This is a genomic window from Fluviicoccus keumensis (assembly GCF_004217445.1).
In the GTDB taxonomy this organism is placed as follows: domain Bacteria; phylum Pseudomonadota; class Gammaproteobacteria; order Pseudomonadales; family Moraxellaceae; genus Fluviicoccus; species Fluviicoccus keumensis.
In genome coordinates, this window is the sequence record NZ_SHKX01000018.1 from 71210 (window position 1) to 90551 (window position 19342).

Annotated in this window: 9 protein-coding genes; 8 read left to right on the plus strand and 1 reads right to left on the minus strand. The window is 61.4% G+C overall.

All coding sequences use genetic code 11. From position 1 onward, the window contains the following. The first annotated feature begins 4 nt into the window (after positions 1 to 4). Together EV700_RS16715 and tfpZ are read left to right on the plus strand one after the other, a co-directional pair. Positions 5 to 1039 carry a hypothetical protein gene (locus tag EV700_RS16715; protein ID WP_130415951.1) on the plus strand — a complete coding sequence of 345 codons (1035 nt, stop codon included), beginning with the start codon at positions 5 to 7 and terminating at the stop codon, positions 1037 to 1039. A gap of 178 nt (positions 1040 to 1217) precedes the next feature. Then, the gene (gene tfpZ, locus EV700_RS16720; protein WP_130415953.1) at positions 1218 to 1964 is read left to right on the plus strand and encodes a TfpX/TfpZ family type IV pilin accessory protein; all 747 of its coding nucleotides are present in this window, start codon (positions 1218 to 1220) and stop codon (positions 1962 to 1964) included. 30 nt (positions 1965 to 1994) lie between these two features. Here the strand turns inward: tfpZ and EV700_RS16725 are convergent, their stop codons facing one another. Next, positions 1995 to 3299, minus strand: a complete 1305-nt coding sequence (locus EV700_RS16725) for a TolC family outer membrane protein (RefSeq protein WP_130415955.1) — start codon at positions 3297 to 3299, stop codon at positions 1995 to 1997. 155 nt (positions 3300 to 3454) lie between these two features. Between EV700_RS16725 and thiC the strand changes: the two genes are divergently transcribed. The 6 genes from thiC to EV700_RS16755 form a co-directional block, all read left to right on the plus strand. Next, positions 3455 to 5335, plus strand: a complete 1881-nt coding sequence (gene thiC, locus EV700_RS16730) for a phosphomethylpyrimidine synthase ThiC (RefSeq protein WP_130415957.1) — start codon at positions 3455 to 3457, stop codon at positions 5333 to 5335. A 184-nt stretch (positions 5336 to 5519) separates the two neighbouring features. Next, the gene (gene cpdA, locus EV700_RS16735) at positions 5520 to 6329 is read left to right on the plus strand and encodes a 3',5'-cyclic-AMP phosphodiesterase (RefSeq protein ID WP_242610305.1); all 810 of its coding nucleotides are present in this window, start codon (positions 5520 to 5522) and stop codon (positions 6327 to 6329) included. A 53-nt stretch (positions 6330 to 6382) separates the two neighbouring features. Continuing rightward, positions 6383 to 7063, plus strand: a complete 681-nt coding sequence (locus EV700_RS16740; protein WP_165391535.1) for a glycosyltransferase — start codon at positions 6383 to 6385, stop codon at positions 7061 to 7063. Between the two features lie 6 nt (positions 7064 to 7069). After that, positions 7070 to 7636, plus strand: a complete 567-nt coding sequence (locus EV700_RS16745; RefSeq protein ID WP_130415961.1) for a YqiA/YcfP family alpha/beta fold hydrolase — start codon at positions 7070 to 7072, stop codon at positions 7634 to 7636. Between the two features lie 7 nt (positions 7637 to 7643). Further along, complete coding sequence (gene parE, locus EV700_RS16750; RefSeq protein ID WP_130415963.1) at positions 7644 to 9530, plus strand: DNA topoisomerase IV subunit B; 1887 nt, start codon at positions 7644 to 7646, stop codon at positions 9528 to 9530. A gap of 384 nt (positions 9531 to 9914) precedes the next feature. Then, positions 9915 to 19342 (plus strand): beta strand repeat-containing protein (locus EV700_RS16755; protein ID WP_130415965.1); only part of this gene is annotated, 9428 nt, incomplete at its 3' end.

Below are 19342 nucleotides of genomic sequence, written 5' to 3' on the forward strand. Positions count from 1 at the left end.
CGTCATGTCCGTCCCCATGTATGATCTGCCGGAAACCCTGCTGAATTCCGAAGCCTATCGCCGGGCGACGCCAATGGCGACGGAGCCGCCCGAAGACATCGATTATGTCGGCCTCTGGTACGAAGCGCGCCTGAAGTTCGGGATTGATGACCAGATGCTGTTCGGCATTTACGAACCGGGCGCGGACTCCCCGCGTTGGTATCGTTATTCGCACCGTTTCTACGACGGACTGGGCGCGCTGGCGCTGCTGATGAAAACCCGCGGCCTGCATTTCCCCGACGGCCTGCCCAAGGGGCGTGATACGCATGTGCCGTCGTTGCTGGAGCTTTACCGCGCTTCCCGCAAGCCTTTGGAAGCCCCGGCGCTGGACGTCCGCTGGCAGTCCCTGCAGCCGGAGCGCACGACCGAAGCCTCACATATGCCGGTGACCCTGTTGCTGAGCCCCGAGGATACCGACCGCATCGAGGCCGTAGCAAAGGCCAGGGGCGTGCGCAGCACCTTCTGGCTGTTCTGGGCGGCGGATCGCGCCGCGCGGGAGATATTGTTCGCTCCGGGAGCCGTCATGCCCTGGCTGTACCCGGTCAACCAGCGCGGCGCGGTCGCCTGCCAGCGCGACAGCATGAATCACGCCAGCGCCGTCACCATCCATCTGGCGGACAACTCGACTCCCGGGGAACTGCGTCAGCAAGTGACCTCCCGGCTGGAACGGCTGGAGCATTGGCGGGTCTGGTTCATGGTCAACCTGGGCCGCTGGATCGGCCGTCGCGGTATTCACTGGCTGTACCGGCTGGTGGCCACCCCGCCGGGACGTTATGCCGGCTCCTACACCAACCTCGGCGCCTGGGACGCCCCCGCGACCGATGGCGTCATCTGTGCTTCCCCGTGCAGCCACGGTTATCCGGTCAGCGTCAACACCATCGTCTGCAACGGACGACGGGCGCTCGCCGTTCGCCTGCATCCGGTCGTAGCGGGTGACGGCACGCTGGCCGGGAAGGTGCTGACCCGCTGGAAGGCCATCCTGCTCGACACCGCTGCCTGAGCCGAAGCCGGACCCGGGTCCGGCTTTCGTCCGTGTCTCCCGCACCCCGTCGGCTTGACAGTCATGGGGTGGAAAGGTACTAATCGCCGTCGCTGTTTTTCAGGCCTCTTTACCGGCTTGAAAATCGGGTGGCGATCCTTATCTTTCCTGATACCAGAATAACAAGCGGGAGTACGCGATGAACCGTTGGAAAGCCGCCTTTACCCATCTGCTGATCAGCTTGACGGTCGTGGGTTCGGTTGCAGGTTATATCATCTGCTTCTGGTACCCCATTCCCCTGATTCCCATGGCCCGGGCCGACCGTTTGCTGGAACTGATTGCGGGTGTCGACCTGATTGTCGGCCCCTTGCTGACCTTGCTGGTCTACAAGCCGGGCAAGCCCAGCCTGCGCTTCGACCTGACCGTCATCGGCCTGTTGCAGGCGGTGTTCCTGGGGTTCGGCCTGCACAGTGTTTACGATTCCCGGCCGGTATTCCTGGTCGCCGTCCCTGATCGCTTCGAGCTGGTTTTTGCCAATGAAATTGATCCGGGCCGACTGTCACAGGCCAAAAATCCCAAGTTCAGAACTCTGGGCTATGGCAAGCCGGTGCTGCTGGGGGTGGAGTTCCCGCGCAGCAACAAGGATGAGATGCAGGCGATCCTGATGTCCGCCGTGACTGGCAGCGGCGATATCCAGATGATGCCCAAATACTATGTGGATTACGCCAAGGCCGCGCCCGAATTGTTGAAGCACGCCCAGCCCCTGACAGCGGCTTCCGGACGTTCCGCAGATGCGGTCACGGCGATGGTGGCGGCGGCAAAACGTTACGGCCGCAAGCCGGAAGAGCTGCGTTTCGTGCCGATTGCCAGTTCGCGGGGTTATGCAACGATGCTGATTGACGCGAAGACCGGCGCCCTGGCGGGGCCGGTCAATGCAGATCTCTAAGCGGCGGGTGAGAGGGGTGAAACGGCGGGATTACTGCATCCAGCCGTTCAGTTCCTGAATGTCCTTGACGCTCAGGTTGCCGCTGGCCGAACGCAGCTTCAGGGTATTGATCAGGTAGTCATACTTGGCGTTGGCCTGGTCGCGGCGGGAGGCATACAGGTTCCGCTCCGCCAGCAGCACATCCACAATGTTGCGGGTGCCGACGTCATAACCGGCCTTGGTGGCCGCCAGCGCAGCTTCGGTGGATTTGACCGCCTGGCTGCGGGCCGAGACCCGGAAACTGTCGGCGGAAGCGTTGAGGTAGGCCGTCCGCGCCTGGGTGGTCAGTTGCCGTTCGACGGAAAGGGTTTGTTCGCGGGCGGCATCCGACAGGTAACTTGCCTGCATGATGGCGTTGCTGGTGCGACCGCCGGCATACAACGGCAATTGCAGTTCAACCCCGACGCTGGTGGCGTTGCCATTACGGCTGGACAGGGCGAAGTTGCTGGTCTTGTTGTCGGTGTTGCTGTAGCTGGCCACCAGATCCACTTGCGGCAGATGGCCTGCCCGCTGGGCGCTGAGCGCCTGTTCAGCCGCTTCCTGGTTCATGCGGGCGGCCGCCAGCTGGGGGTTCTTGCTTTTGGCCATCTCGGCCCAGTCCTCGGGACTGGCGGGCTGTGGCGGGGTCACGACAAAGTCGGAGCGCAGGGCGGCCAGCGTTCCCGGGTCCTTGCCAATGATGGCGGCCAGCGCTTCGCGCGCGGAAGAGACGCCCACTTCGGCGCTGATGCGGTTGGCCACGGCGCCATCCAGCTGCGCCTGCGCTTCCAGCACATCGGTTTTGGCGATCAGGCCGACTTCAAAACGCTTCTGCGCCTGTTCCTGCTGGCGCTTCAGGGCGGCTTCCTCGGCCTGGGTCGTGGACAGGGTTTCCTGGGCGCGCAGCACATTGATGTACGCTTCGCTCACCTTGAGCACCAGCTCCTGCTCCTTCTGGCGATAATTGGCATCGCTGGCGGAAGTGGCCGATTTGGCGCGCTGGTAATCGCGCCACAGGTCGGGCCGATACAGGGGTTGCCGCAGTTGCAGGCCGTACTGGGCGCTGTTGTAGCTGGTCGAGGCGCCGGTGTCCGGGGCGAAATGGTTCTTGGCGTAGCTGGCGTTCAGGCCGACCGTCGGCAGCATCGCGCCGTAATTCTGGCCTTCCTTGATTCGCTCGGCCTGATGGGAGAGGGTGGTTGCCGCCCATTCCGGATCATTCTTCAGGGCCAGCTCGTAAGACTGGGCCAGGTCGATGGCGTGACAAAGCGGGCTAAGGGCGAACGAGAACAGGGAAGCAGCAAAAATACGGCGCATGACAACATACCGATCAGTATGGACGATAGGGGGGAGAGTATGGGTTTGTCTGGCGGAATTCAAGCCAACCCGGGCTGTTTTGTTGTTAAGCCCGGAGCAAAAACGTATAGTCGCAGCCTTTGGTTCCACCCTCCAAGACCGAACAGTTTCTGAATATGGCTACCGTGTTTCTGAGTGAACAGGCGCAAGTGGATCGCGCGTCGACCGAGCAATTCCCCGCATCCCGCAAGATCTACGTCGAAGGCAGCCGTCCGGACATACGCGTGCCCATGCGAGAGATCTCCCTGACTGATACCCCCACCGCCATGGGCGGTGAAAAGAATGCTCCGGTGGTGGTCTATGACACATCAGGCCCCTACACCGATCCGGCCGTGCAGGTGGATATCCGCCAGGGCCTGCCCGCCGTCCGCGAAGGCTGGGTCATCGAGCGTAATGACACCGAACAGCTGGCGGGGCCGACCTCCCGTTTTGGCGTTCTCCGCGAGCGCGACATCACCCTGACGCCGCTGCGCTTCGGTCACCTGCGCAAGCCGCGCCGCGCCCTGCCGGGCCGCAATGTCAGCCAGCTGCACTATGCGCGCCAGGGCATCATCACGCCCGAGATGGAATATATCGCCATCCGCGAGAACATGAAGCTGCAGGAAGCCCGTGCGCAGGGCCTGCTGGGCCAGCAGCACGCCGGGCAGTCCTTCGGCGCCGCCATTCCCAAGGAAATCACCCCGGAATTCGTGCGCTCGGAAGTAGCTCTCGGCCGCGCCATCATTCCCGCCAACATCAACCATCCGGAACTGGAGCCGATGATCATCGGCCGCAACTTCCTGGTGAAGATCAACGGCAACATCGGCAATTCGGCGCTGGGCTCCTCCATTGAGGAAGAAGTGGCGAAACTGACCTGGGGCATCCGCTGGGGTGCGGACACCATCATGGACCTGTCCACCGGCAAGCACATCCATGAAACCCGCGAGTGGATCATCCGCAACAGCCCGGTGCCGATCGGCACGGTGCCGATCTATCAGGCGCTGGAGAAGGTTGACGGCGTCGCCGAGGACCTGACCTGGGAAATCTTCCGTGATACGCTGATTGAGCAGGCGGAGCAGGGCGTCGACTATTTCACCATCCATGCGGGCGTACTGCTGCGCTATGTACCGCTGACGGCCAAGCGCGTTACCGGCATCGTGTCGCGCGGCGGCTCGATCATGGCGAAATGGTGCCTGGCGCATCATCAGGAAAACTTCCTCTATACGCACTTCGACGAAATCTGCGAAATCATGAAGGCCTACGATGTCAGCTTCTCGCTGGGCGACGGCCTGCGTCCCGGTTCCATCGCCGACGCCAATGACGAGGCCCAGTTCGGCGAATTGCGCACCCTGGGTGAGCTGACGCACAAGGCCTGGGCGCATGATGTGCAGGTGATGATCGAAGGCCCCGGTCACGTGCCCATGCACATGATCAAGGAAAACATGGATTTGCAGCTGGAAGTGTGTCAGGAAGCGCCGTTCTACACCCTCGGCCCGCTGACCACCGACATTGCCCCCGGCTATGACCACATCACTTCCGGCATCGGCGCGGCCATGATCGGCTGGTTCGGCTGCGCCATGCTGTGCTACGTCACGCCCAAGGAGCATCTGGGCCTGCCCAACAAGAAGGACGTGAAGGACGGCATCATCACCTACAAGATCGCCGCCCACGCCGCCGACCTCGCCAAGGGGCATCCCGGCGCGCAGATCCGCGATAACGCCCTGTCCAAGGCCCGTTTCGAGTTCCGCTGGGAAGACCAGTTCAACCTGGCGCTGGACCCGGATACCGCCCGCGAGTATCACGATGAAACCCTGCCCAAGGACGCGCACAAGGTCGCCCATTTCTGTTCGATGTGCGGTCCCAAGTTCTGCTCGATGAAGATCACGCAGGACGTGCGGGATTATGCTGACAGCCTGGAAGCCGCCAAGGCCGCCGAAGGCGGGGACGTGGATTCGGCGATGCAGGTCAAGGCCGAGGAATTCCGCGCGCAAGGCAGCGAAATTTACAAGGTTGTTTGAGCCGGAACCTTCCGGTGTCTGCGGCGCCGCTCCAAACGAGAAGCGCTCATCAGACCCGGAAGGCGTGTCATGATAAGATGGCACGGTAGAGCAGCATGTTTTGATCGGGATTCTTGGCCGGGCGCTGGAAAAAGTGTATTTTCTGCGTTACAAGAAAAAGATAGACCGCATTAGGGATGGCATCTTGAGCAAACCGAAGCAACAGCCACTGCGGGTGGTGCAAATAACAGACTGTCACCTGTTTGCCGGGACGGATGGCCGCTTGCTTGGGCTTTGTACCGAGGACAGCCTGGGTCTGGTGCTCGACAAGGTTCGCAAGGAGCAGCCGCAGATTGATGTCATCCTGGCGACCGGCGATATTTCGCAGGACGCCACCCCCGAAGCCTACCTGCGCTTTCACAAACATCTTGAAAGCTTTGGCGCTCCGCATTACTGGCTCCAGGGCAACCATGACATCACCCTGCCGATGATCTCAACCCTGGGCGGTCGGTCGCGGCTCAGCCCCTGTGTGATCGATCAGGCCGGCTGGCGCATCATCATGCTCAACTCCAGCGTCGAGCATCAGGTTCCCGGCAAATTCACCCCCGCTGAACTGGATTTCCTGAAAGCTTCCCTTGAAGAGTCCCGCGACCGGCATGTCATGATCTGCCTGCACCACCACCCGGTGCCGATGGGCTGCAAATGGCTGGATACCCAGGTTGTGCGCAACGCCGCCGAGTTCCTGGCCATCGTCGACGCCTACAGCCATGTGCGCGTCATCCTTTGGGGGCATGTCCACCAAGCGTCTGACCAGATGCGCAACAATGTGCGCATGTTGTCCTCGCCCTCGACCTGCGTGCAGTTCAAGGCCCTGAGTGATGACTTCGCCATTGAGGAAGATTTGAATCCGGGCTACCGCTGGCTGCACCTTCATCCGGACGGCTCCATCGAAACGGCGGTATCCCGGGTGGAAGGCGTCAGGTTTGTGGTTGACTGGTCGGTCAAGGGATATTGATTTCCGCCGCCCGGCCTCACCCGGCCGGGTCGCGGCCTGACGGGAGCAGCCGGTTGCCTACTGTTGACATCGTGACCGCGACGCGGGAAACATCGCAAAACTTCCTCGAAAAAACGCCCTTGGGTCAAAGCCTGCACCGGCTGCGATTTGACAGGCGTTTCCGTCTCTTTGTGCAGACGCAGAATACCCAGGCTCTTCCTACGGTCTACAATGCCAGGATCAACGCCGCCGATGCGGCGGATCATCTGGCCTTCATTCATGACGATGTCTGGGTCGAGGACTGTTTCTTTATCGACCGGATACTTGAAGGCTTGTCGGCCAACGATGTGATCGGTGTCGCCGGAAACCGCATCCGGCGGCCGTTGCAGCCCGCCTGGTGCTTTCGTGATGAAGCACTGACCCCGGATACTGTCGACAATCTGTCCGGGAGAGTGGCGCATGGCGAAGCTCCTTTGGGTAAGGTGGAGTTGTTCGGCAAGGTGCCGTCGCCCTGTGAGTTGCTGGACGGGCTTTTTCTGGCGGCAAAGAGGTCCGTGCTTGTGGAACGGCAGGTGTTCTTTGACCCTGTATTCCGGTTTCATTTCTATGATATGGACTTTTGCAGGACGGCCCGCCGTGAAGGGCTTCGGCTATCCACCTGGCCGATCAGCCTGACCCATCGCAGCAAGGGAGCCTTCGGAACGCCGGCATGGCGCCAGCAGTACCGGCAGTATCTCCAAAAATGGAAGGAATAAACGCGAATGCCCGCCATTCTCTACCTGCATGGTTTCAACAGCTCCCCGCAATCACACAAGACCCGCCTGATGCGGGACTGGTTGTCCCGCTTCCGGCCTGATGTCCGTTTCATTACCCCGGATATCGCCTGCAACGCGGCCCGGGTCGCCGGCGTTATCCGCGAGGCGCTGGACGCGTATCCCGACGCCGGCATTGTCGGCAGTTCGCTGGGCGGCTATTACGCGACCTGGGCCAGCGCGACGTTCGGGCGCAAAGCGGTACTGATCAATCCGGCGATACGGCCGTATGAACGTTTCCATGCCTATCTGGGGGAGCAGCAAAACTTCCATACCGGCGAAAAATACCTTCTGACGACAGAAATGGTCGCTGAACTGCAGCCGCTGGAGGCCGGAGCCCTCGCACACCCCGAGCGCTTATGGGTATTATTGCAGTCCGGAGATGAAACCCTGGATTACCGTGATGCCCTGACCCGGTATTCGGCCTCGCCCATGCTGGTCGAGGAGGGCGGCAACCACGCCTTTGACACGTTTGAGTCCCACATCCCGGCCGTCGTCCACTTCCTGACCCATTGATGAGCCCATGACCACTTATAACGCCGACGCCATTGAAGTCCTGTCCGGACTGGATCCCGTCCGCCGTCGTCCCGGCATGTATACCGACACCAGCCGTCCCAACCATCTGGCGCAGGAAGTCATCGACAACTCCGTGGACGAGGCGCTGGCCGGGCATGCCCGCCATATCCAGGTCATTCTTCACGAGGACAACTCGCTGGAAGTGATCGATGACGGTCGCGGTATGCCGGTGGATATGCATCCGGAAGAAAAAATGAGCGGGGTCGAGCTGATCCTCACCAAGCTGCATGCGGGCGGCAAATTTTCCAACAAGAACTACCAGTTCTCGGGCGGCTTGCACGGCGTCGGCATTTCCGTGGTCAATGCCCTCTCCACCAAGGTGGAGGTGCGGGTCAAGCGTGACGGCAGCGAATACGGCATCAGTTTCGCCAACGGCAACAAAGCGACCGAACTGGCGGTCCTTGGCGCAGTCCCCAAGCGTCACAGCGGCACCAGCGTGCGCTTCTGGGTGGACGCCTCCTATTTCGATACCCCGAAATTCGCCACCAAGGCGCTGAAGCATCTGCTGAAGGCCAAGGCCGTTCTGTGTCCGGGGCTGGAAATCCGTTTCGACGACAAGCAGGCCAACGAGTCGGTGACCTGGTTGTATGAGGAAGGCTTGCGCGCCTATCTGGCCGACGCCACCAAGGACTATCCGGTGCTCCCTCTGGAACCCTTCTGCGGCACATTTGAAGGCGGCCACGCGGCATGTGACTTCGCGGTGCTGTGGCAGCCCGAAGGCGGGGAGGGCGTACAGGAGTCCTATGTCAACCTGATCCCCACCGTGCAGGGGGGGACTCATGTCAACGGTTTGCGCCAGGGCCTGACCGATGCCATGCGTGAGTTCTGCGAGTTCCGCAACCTGTTGCCGCGCAATGTGAAGCTGGCGCCGGAAGACGTCTGGGAAAAAGTGTCCTTTGTGTTGTCGATGAAATTGCAGGAGGCGCAGTTTTCCGGGCAAACCAAGGAACGCCTGTCTTCCCGTGAGGCATCGGTGTTCGTGCAGGGCGTCACCAAAGATGCCTTCTCACTGTGGCTGAACCAGCATCCGGATGTCGGTGTGCAGTTGGCCGAGCTGGCGATCGCCAACGCCGGGCGTCGTCTGCGGGCGGGCAAGAAGATTGAACGCAAGAAGATTACCCAGGGTCCGGCGCTGCCGGGCAAGCTGGCGGATTGCGTCGGTCAGGACGTGATGCGCGGTGAATTGTTCCTGGTGGAAGGCGACTCCGCGGGCGGCTCCGCCAAACAGGCGCGCGACAAGGAGTATCAGGCCGTGATGCCCCTGCGCGGCAAGATCCTCAACACCTGGGAGGTATCGAAGGATGATGTGCTGGGTTCGCAGGAAGTCCACGATATCGCTGTCGCCATCGGAGTGGATCCGGGGTCGAATGACCTGACAGGCCTGCGCTATGGCAAGGTATGCATCCTTGCCGACGCCGATTCGGACGGGTTGCATATCGCAACCTTGCTGTGCGCGCTGTTTGTCCGGCACTTCACCGCGCTGGTGAAAAACGGTCATGTGTTTGTCGCTATGCCGCCGCTGTACCGGATCGATTGCGGCAAGGAAACTTTCTACGCACTGGACGATGACGAAAAGCAGGGCGTGCTGGATCGTCTGGCGGCGGAAAACAAGCGCGCCAAACCCCAGGTCACCCGGTTCAAGGGCCTGGGTGAAATGAACCCGTTGCAATTGCGGGAAACCACCATGGACATCAACACCCGCCGTCTGGTGCAACTGACGCTGGAGGACGAAAAAGCCGCTGACGCCATGCTTGACATGCTCTTGGCCAAGAAACGCTCCTCGGACCGCAAGGCCTGGCTGGAAGACAAGGGCAATCTGGCGGAAGTCATTTAGCCTCACTGCGCCGCTCATCCGCGAATTTATCCGTTTTATCTGCAAGGCCCGCCTTCCTCCCGGAGGCGGGCCTTTTCCCGCTTTTGACGTCTATACAACAGCCAGCCGCTGAATCAAAATAAACGTGATACAGTTCTCATTTTCGGTGAGGCAATCATGGAGATGGCGAACGGCCAGAGGCATGGCAGTGCCTTACCCAACACTTTGATAACGACTCAAACGATATTCTCATCACATTTTCAGGTGAGTCCGCCCACGGAATCGGGCAATACACATAGGCGCCATGCCTGCTGACAGCCCCGGAAGGGCGCCACAGTTAATTTTACCAATCGATGGATCGGATCAGGGGGGAGTTCCCGCCTGGATGATCAATGGGTGTTATTCATGAATGGTGCACGTTCGAAGCTCTGGCTTTTCCTGATGATCTTGCTGGCAGGCCTGCAGTTGGCCGGTACGGCGCTGGCCGGTGGCGTCCGGGTCATCCAGAACCCGAGCTTTGAGTTGCATTCGGATGCCTCCACCGTCACGTTCCCTCCGCCCGGCGGCCTGATCGGCGGCGGCACCACCTGGGCGTATTGGCTGGACTCAAGCTGTAGCGGTGGAACCGCAAACCAGTGTATCGGCGGCTGGAAAACCACCGACAGTAACAGCGGGGCCTCGGCGGTTGCACGCTATATCGAAGTAGCGTTGGCCAGCACCTACGGTGCGTTTGGCGCCCAGAACAATCGCATCGTGGCCGAGTTGAATGCCTCGATGCAGTCACGACTGTACCAGCCCATCTGCCTCCAGGCGGGCGAAACAGTCACCATGAACTACTACTTCAGCCCCCGCAGCGGGGTGGGTAACCAGCAGGTTGCCGCCGGTTTGTGGGCGATCAATGATCCGGGGCCCATCGGTAACGCCATCTCCGCGCAGAACTCCACCATTTCCAGTACGGTTGGATTCACACCGCAAACGGCGGTGTTTACCGCACCCGGCGCGGGGCTTTATCAGATTGGCCTGGAAGCCGTGCTTCCGGCAACCGGCAGTAACGGCAACCTGATCGATGACATTTCCGTCATTCTGAAGCCGTTGATCGACCTGAATACACAGGCCACTTTCTCGATGCCCGAAGGGAATGTCGGGCCGTCGATGCAATTGCGCGTCAATGGCACAGTCCAGACGCCCACGCTGGTGGCTATCCGTCAGATCAGCGGTTCGGCAACTCCCGACCTCGATTACACGCTGGGGACGCCGATCGGGCTGGTCGGGACAACCCCGACAATCAGCCATACCAGCGGCTCCAATCTCTGGCTGGTGACGATTCCTCCGGGAGAATACGATGCCGGGCAGGGCATGTTTGGCAATGCCAAGTACGGTGTGGTCATCCCGATCGAGTCCAATTACGACGTATTGCGCGAAGGTACGGAACCGCTGACCTTTGAACTCCAGCCGCCCAGTACGGATGGCTCTGACACCATCGTCAAATGGGACCGCACCAATCCCATCTGCGAGGGCGCCAGCGTCAATCAGGTTTCCTACGATATTGTCGAGGTCAAGCCCAAGCTCCGGGTTCACAAGAACCTGATTGCCCGTGTCAATTCGGCAGACCAGTTCACCACCCTCATCAAGGATGACGCGGGCAATATTGTTTCATCGGTTTCCGCGTCCGCAACATCCGGTGGCGGAGTGACCACCAGCGGGGCGACGACCGGGCTTTTCTCGGCCGCCGGTTCCTATGAAGGCGCGTTCGGTACTCCCTACAAGACCTATACGATTACGGAGGTCATGGCTCCCGGTAGCGTCAACACGCTGGCGGCCTATACCACGCGGATCGATTGCGCCAATGCCCGGGTGGTGGGTTCCGGTGTTCCGACCGTCTTGCCGTCCGGTGTCGGCCAGACCTTCACGATTACCATCAAGGATTCGGATGATGTCAGTTGCACGCTGACCAATGCCCCCTTGCCGAAAATCACAACGTTCACCAAGGCGTTGGGCAGCACCCGCGCAGCGCCGAATGACCAGTTCACCCTGCAGATATTGAATGGCGCCAGTGTGGTCAATCCCACCACCACCAGCACCTCCGCGGGCTCCGGCAATACCATCACCGCCGGAACGGGGACAATTACCTCCCTGATCCTGCAACCCTATGTGACTTATACATTGCGCGAAGTCGGCGCGGGATCGCCAACCGCCGACCTTAGTCTTTACAATTCGTTCATCAGCTGTACCAACGCATACACGGGCAGTACCACTGTGTTGCCCAGCGGCACCGGTCAAAGTTTCAGTCTGACCCTGGGCGGTAATGACGACATCAACTGTACACTGAACAATATTGCCCATCAGCCGCGGGTGACGCTGGACAAGGCGCTGACCGGAAGCGGACGCTTGAACGCGACAGACCAGTTTACGGTGCAGATGAAGCAGGGGGCGACCGTCGTCGCCAGCGGAACCACCAGCGGAGCCGGCAGCACGGTCACGGCCGGCACCGGCACCACCGGCCCGAATTTCCTGAGCGCCGGCCTGAGCTACACCCTGACGGAAGTCATGGCGGCCGGGTCATCCAGCGCCTTGACCGCGTACAACACGCGGATTGCGTGTACCAATCAGAATGCCGCCAGCACCACCGTGCTGCCAAGCGGTCAGGGGCAAAGCTTTAGCCTGACGCCGCAACTGGATGATGTCATTGCCTGTACGCTGACAAACGGCAATCCCCGAATCCGGGTCAACAAGGTTGTCAGTTCCCTGCTGGACGCCAATGATCGCTTTACCACCCAAATCCGGACAGGAGGGGCGGGGGGAACCGTGGTTTCCGGCACCACGGCGTCAGCCAGTGCCGGCGGCGGCGTACTGACAACCGGCGGCGCGGCAACTTACACCGCACCGGGCTATTTCCTGGGGACTGTCGGCACCACCTATACCCTGACCGAAGCGATTTCGGGCGGAACCTCTACACTGGCGAATTATAACGCCAGCATCAGCTGCACCAATGCGGCGACGGGTAGCTCCACGGTATTGCCTTCTGGCGCGACACAGCCGTTCACCATCACGCCTCAGTTCAATGATGATATTGATTGCACCATTACCAATATTACGCAGCCCAGGATTTCGCTCACAAAGGTATTGGGCAGCTCGCGACTGGCCTCGACCGACCAGTTCACCCTGCAACTGAAGAACGGGGCGACGGTGGTGGCGAGTACAACCACTACGGGAACCGGCAACACCGTTACCACGGGCACGATCGCGTCGACCCAGGTCAGCAGCGGTGTCAGTTATACCCTGACGGAACTCGCGTCCGGAACCACCGTGCTGTCCAGCTATAACAGCCGGCTGAGTTGCACCAACAGTTATGGCGCGAGTGTGACAACGCTGCCGTCAGGGGCGGGAACCAGTTTCACGGTGACGCCGCAGCTGGGCGATGTGATCGCCTGTACGCTGACCAACGATCGTTTGCCGCGGCTGCGCCTGAACAAGACGGTAGCCGGGCTGGTGGACGCCAATGACCGCTTTGTCACGCAGGTGCTGTCGAATGCCGCGCCGAATGCCGTGTTGTCCGGCACCACCAGTGATCCTCAAAGCGGCGGCGGCGTGCTGACCACCGGCGGCGTGGCGACCTACAATGCCCCCGGCATGCTGGTGGTGACCAGCGGCACCACCTACATCCTGACCGAGGACATTGCCTCGGGGACGTCGGGATTAAGCCAGTATTCCACCTCGATCAGTTGCAGCAATGCCACGGCGGGCTCGGCCACAACCCTGCCCAGCGGCGCCGGGCAGCGATTTAATATCACGCCGGCGACGGGCGACAACATCAGCTGTACCTTCACCAATACGCCGAAGGCGCCGTTGCTCCGCCTGAACAAGAAGGTCTCCGGGCTGATCAATGCGGCTGATCGCTTCACGACCCAGATCAAGAACGGCGCCAGCGTCGTCTCCAGCACGACGGCTTCCCCGGGCGGTGGTGCGATCACCACGGGCGGGGCGGGGACCTACACGGCGGCGGGCTCCTACACGGCATCAGTGGGAACGGCATATACCCTCACGGAAGTCCTGTCGACCGGTTCAACCCCGATCGGACAGTATTCCACCGCCATTACCTGCGCCAATACCCGAAGTGATGGCCCGATTACGGCGCTGCCCTCCGGAACGGGGCAGTCTTTCACCCTGGCTCCGCAATATGGGGACGACATTACCTGCCAGCTGGATAACGGTCCGGCGGCTATCACCCTGATCAAGGATCTGGCCAATTCCCGGCTGGTGGATTCGGATGAGTTCACCCTGGAAATACGGAATAGCGGCGGTACGGTGCTCAATTCGCTAATCAGCAGCACGACGGCGGGTCAGCTGGATGTGGTGACGCCCGGTTCGGGCACGACCGGCATCACCTATGTGGCGGGCGGCAGTACGTATACGCTGACCGAAACGGCGTCGGGCGGCACAACCCTGACGAACTACCATGCCAGCATTGCCTGTACCAATGCCACGGCATCGGCGACGGTTCTGCCTTCACAGGCATTTGCCGCCAATAAATCCTTTACGGTGACGCCGATCTCCGGCGACAACATCACCTGTACGCTGTCCAACAAATTGATAGCCCCGAAGATTACCCTGAAGAAGGTTTTGGGCGGACAGCGTTATGTGAGCACGGACCAGTTTACCCTGCAGGTGCGCAACAATACGGATACCACCACCCTGACGTCGGTGACCACGACCGGCACCGGCGATACGGTCAGCACGGGTTCGGTGGTTTATGCGGCGACGGCGGGCACAACCTATACCCTGAAGGAAATTGCCGCCTCGGGTTCGTTGACCAATTACGTCACCACGTACTCCTGCGTCAACAACGCCACGGGAGCCACCAGCAGCGGCACGGCCGCCAGTTTGACGTTTACCGCGGCGCAGTACGATGATTTCGTCTGCACCTTCACCAATGCGCCCAAGCCGCGACTGATCGTCAACAAGGTCGTGGCCGCCGGTCTGGTGGACAGCGCCGATCGCTTCACCACGCAAATCCGCACCGGCGGGGCAGGGGGAACGGTAGTTTCCGGTACCACGAACTCCGCGACGGCGGGTGGCGGCGTATTGACGACGGGTGGAGTCGGGACCTATACCGCGCCGGGCGCATATCTGGCCACCGGCGGCACGACCTATACGATTACCGAGGCGATCACCGCCGGTACATCCTCGTTGTCGCAATACGACACCAGCATCAGTTGCGTCAATGCCGATACCAACAGCACGACCGTGCTGCCCTCCGGGAAAACCCAACCCTTCACTATTGCAATCCAGAATAGCGACCTGATCACCTGTACCTTGACGAATACGCCGCTGCCACGGTTGAAGGTGAGCAAGAGCGTTGTCGCGGTTGCCGATGCGACAGATCGCTTTACCACCCAGATCCGTACCGGCGGCGTCAGCGGGACGGTGGTTTCCGGGACGACAGCGTCCGCCACGACCGGTGGCGGTGTGCTGACAACCGGCGGGGCGGGGACCTATACCGCCCCGGGTAAATATCTGGCAACGGCCGGGACTACTTACACATTGACCGAGGCGCTGACTGCCGGGGCTTCGGATATCAGCCAGTACTCGTCGTCCCTGAGTTGCACCAACGCCTATGCCGCCAGCACGACCGCGTTGCCGACCACGGCATATCCGTTCGAGGTGACGCCTCAACTGGGCGATGACATCAGTTGTACCTTTGCCAATAACACGGTGGCGCCCAAGGTTCGGGTCCATAAGACGGTTAGCGGTCTGGTGGACGCCAACGACCGCTTCACCACGGAGCTGCGTACCGGTGGCGCAGGCGGCACGATCGTTTCCGGCACCGCCAGTTCGGCGACTGTGGGCGGCGGGGTCTTTACAACCGGCGGCGCGGGCACCTACACCGCTCCGGGGGATTATCAGGCGACCGCTGGAACCACCTATACCATTACCGAATCATTGTCGGGCGGCACCTCCGCCATCAGTCAGTATGACACCAGCATCAGCTGTACCAATGCCCGGACGGCGGGGCCGGTCACGACCCTCCCCAGCGGCGGCACAACGCCGTTCCAGTTGACGCCGAAGTCCGGCGATGACATCAGTTGCACCTTGACCAACGCCGTCAAGCCGCCGGTTCTGACCTTGCGGAAGGATGTCTCTGCCCGCATCAACGCGGCCGACCAGTTCACGCTGGGCGTCAATGGCGGGGCGGTTTCCCAGACGGCGACGACCAGCGGTTCGGCCACGGGGGTGCAGGCCTCTGCGATCAACGGCGTGACACTGGCGGCGGGAACGACCTACACCCTCAGTGAAGCCATGGCGTCCGGCCCCTCGACCCTGAACCTCTACAAGACCCAGCTGGTTTGCAGCAACGCCCGCGCCTCCGGCCCGGCGACGACGCTGCCGACGGTGTTGACCAGCGTGACGCCGGGCGGTGCTCCGCTGACAAGCAGTTATACGATCACGCCGTTGGCGGGCGATATCCTGACGTGTACCTGGACCAACACCAAGAACCTGCCCAAACTTCGTGTCCACAAGACCGTCAGCAGTCTGGTGGATGCCAATGACCGGTTCACGACGGAAATCCGTACCGGCGGCAGCGGCGGTACGGTGGTTTCCGGGACAACCGCCTCAACCACAGCCGGCGGCGGGGTGCTTACGACCGGTGGAGTCGCCACCTATAGCGCACCGGGCATTTTCGAGGGGATCGAGGGCACGGCGTATACGCTGACCGAGAGCATTTCCGGGGGAACGTCTTCCACCCAGCAGTACACCACCACGGTGACCTGCACCAACGCCTTTGCCGGCAGCGCCACCGTGATGCCGACCAATGCGGCGGTTCCGTACACGCTGACGCCCCAACTGGCGGACGATATCAGCTGTACGCTGACCAACAGTGTCAAGCAGCCGGTTGTCCGCGTTCACAAGACCGTGACAGCGCTGGTGGATGCAAATGACCGCTTCACCACTCAGATCCGTACCGGCGGAGTTGCCGGAACCGTTGTATCGGGAACCACGGCCAGCGCTACCAGCGGCGGTGGCGTCCTGACAACCGGCGGAACAGCGACCTACAGCGCGCCGGGCAGCTATCAGGCGACGATCGGAACGACCTATACCCTGACCGAGGCCTTGTCGGGCGGTACCTCCCTGGCGAATCAGTACGCGACCAGCCTGAGCTGCGTGAATGCCCGGACCGCCGGACCGGCGACCACGCTCCCCTCCGGTTCCACCGCACCCTTCGACCTGACGCCCAAGGCGGGCGACGACATCAGCTGTACGCTGACTAATACGCCGATTGCTCCGGTGATCCGGATCAACAAGACCGTGACCAGCATCGTCAACGCCGCTGACCGCTTCACCACCCAGATCCGTACCGGCGGAACCGGAGGCACGGTGGTGTCGGATACGACCGCCAGCGCCACCAGCGGCGGCGGCGTGCTCACGACCGGCGGGGTGGGCAGCTACAACGCCCCGGGTAGTCTGCAGGCTGCCGCCGGGACCACCTATACCTTTACCGAAGCCATGACGGCCGGCCCGTCGAATATCGGGCAATACGACACTACCGTCAGTTGCGCCAACAGTCGCGCCGGCGCAACCACGCCGCTGCCGTCCGGGGCGACGCAGCCGTTCAATGTGACTCCGGCCGCGGGTGACAACATCACCTGTACCGTCAGCAATGCGGTGCGGCAGCCGACGGTGATCATCACCAAACTGTCCACGGGTGCTACCGGCAGCTTCTCCTTCGCCACGCAAAACCTGGCGACAACCCCGGTGTCGTTAACGACCACCGTGGACGGCACGCCGGTATCTTCCTCCGCCATTGCCGTGACTACGCGCGGATCCAACGTGGTGCTCACCGAAACGGTGCCCGCCAACTGGACGCTCACGGCGGCTGCTTGTACGGACGCCAACAGTGCGGTGACCGGCAATACCGGTAGTTTCGGGGTGCTGGCGGGCAATCAACTGACCATTGCCGGGACGAATGTCGTTGCAGGTGCGGATCTGCGTTGTACCTTCACCAACCGCAAGTCGGCGACCTTCACGCTGCGCAAATCCTGGGTCAATGCCAAGGTTAATGATGCGGTGACCGTGTCCACCACCGGTGCCACCAATAATGCGTCCCTCAATGCCGTGGCGAATACGGCCACTGAAACGGATGCGGCTACCGCCGTCACCCTCTTTGCCGGTGAAACGGTTGCGGTTTCCGAAACCTTTACCACCGGTAACGCGGCCAACTATACCGCGACGCTCGCCTGTACGGGGGCGGCGGATACCAATCTGGCGGATGGATTGACAGTCAATGCGGCGGATTCGGCAATTGTCTGTACCCAGACCAACACCCGGAAATCGGCCAACCTGATACTGCGCAAGACCTGGATCAACGCAAAGCTGAACGATGCAGTAGATGTAACAGCGACCGGGCTGACGAGTCTGGCCTCGGTGGCGAATACCGCCAATGAGACCGATGCGGCTGCCATACAGACCGTCTATGCCGGTGACGCCATCACCTTGGGCGAAACCTTCACTACGGGCAGCGCCGCCAACTATACGTCGTCGCTGGCTTGTACCGGCAACACAACGGCGCTGGCGGGCAGCGTGCTGACCGTCAACGCAGCGGACACCGCCATTACCTGTACGCAAACCAACAGCCGCAAGTCGGTCAGCCTGACGCTGCGCAAGACCTGGGTGAATGCGAAGCTGAACGATGCGGTGAGTGTGACGGCAACCGGGCTGACCAGCCTGGCGTCGGTGGCGAATACCGCCAATGAGACCGATGCCGCCGCCATACAGGCCGTCTATGCCGGTGATGCCATCACCTTGGGCGAAACCTTCACCACGGGCAGCACCGCCAACTACACGTCGTCGCTGGCGTGTACCGGCAACACCACGGCCCTGGCGGGCAGCGTACTGACCATTAACGCCGCGGATTCGGCGATTGTCTGTACCCAGACCAACACCCGGAAATCGGCCAACCTGATACTGCGCAAGACCTGGGTCAACGCAAAGCTGAACGATGCGGTGGATGTCACGGCGACCGGGCTGACCAGCCTGGCGTCGGTGGCGAATACCGCCAATGAAACCGATGCCGCCGCCATACAGACCGTCTATGCCGGTGACGCCATCACCCTGGGCGAAACCTTCACCACGGGCAGCGCCGCCAACTACACGTCGTCATTGGCGTGTGCCGGCAACACCACGGCGCTGGCAGGCAGTGTATTGACCGTTAATGCGGCCGATACCACCATCACCTGTACCCAGACCAACAGCCGCAAGTCGGCCAGCCTGACGCTGCGCAAGACCTGGGCGAGCGGCAAATCGGGTGATACCGCGACGGTGACGACAACGGGCTTCGGCAACAACGCCAGCTCGGGAGCCTCGGTATCGACCGGTTCGAACACGACGACGGGAACGCTGGTCACGGTGTATGCGGGTGAAACCGGTACCATCAGCGAATCGTTCAGTGTCGGCAGCGCGGCGAACTATACGGCGACCTTGTCGTGTACCGGTGCGACGGACAGCAACCCGAGTGACGGCCTGACCATTGATCCGGCGGACACCGCGATTGTCTGTACCCAGACCAACACCCGCAAGTCGGTTAATCTGACGCTGCGCAAGACCTGGGTGAACGCAAAGCTGAACGATGCGGTGAGTGTGACGGCAACCGGATTGACTAGCCTGGCGTCGGTGGCGAATACCGCCAATGAGACCGATGCCGGCGTTGTGCAAACCGTCTATGCGGGCGAAGCCATCACCCTAGGTGAAACCTTCACCACGGGCAGCGCCGCGAACTACACGGCATCGCTGACTTGTACCGGCAACGCCACGGCGCTGGCGGGCAGTGTGCTGACGGT

What these genes read in the sequence shown, in the direction of transcription:
- EV700_RS16715 (WP_130415951.1), top strand. Translation starts at nt 5, where the DNA reads ATGTCCGTCCCCATGTATGATCTGCCGGAAACCCTGCTGAATTCCGAA.
- tfpZ (WP_130415953.1), top strand. Translation starts at nt 1,218, where the DNA reads ATGAACCGTTGGAAAGCCGCCTTTACCCATCTGCTGATCAGCTTGACG.
- EV700_RS16725 (WP_130415955.1), bottom strand. Translation starts at nt 3,299, where the DNA reads ATGCGCCGTATTTTTGCTGCTTCCCTGTTCTCGTTCGCCCTTAGCCCG.
- thiC (WP_130415957.1), top strand. Translation starts at nt 3,455, where the DNA reads ATGGCTACCGTGTTTCTGAGTGAACAGGCGCAAGTGGATCGCGCGTCG.
- EV700_RS16745 (WP_130415961.1), top strand. Translation starts at nt 7,070, where the DNA reads ATGCCCGCCATTCTCTACCTGCATGGTTTCAACAGCTCCCCGCAATCA.
- parE (WP_130415963.1), top strand. Translation starts at nt 7,644, where the DNA reads ATGACCACTTATAACGCCGACGCCATTGAAGTCCTGTCCGGACTGGAT.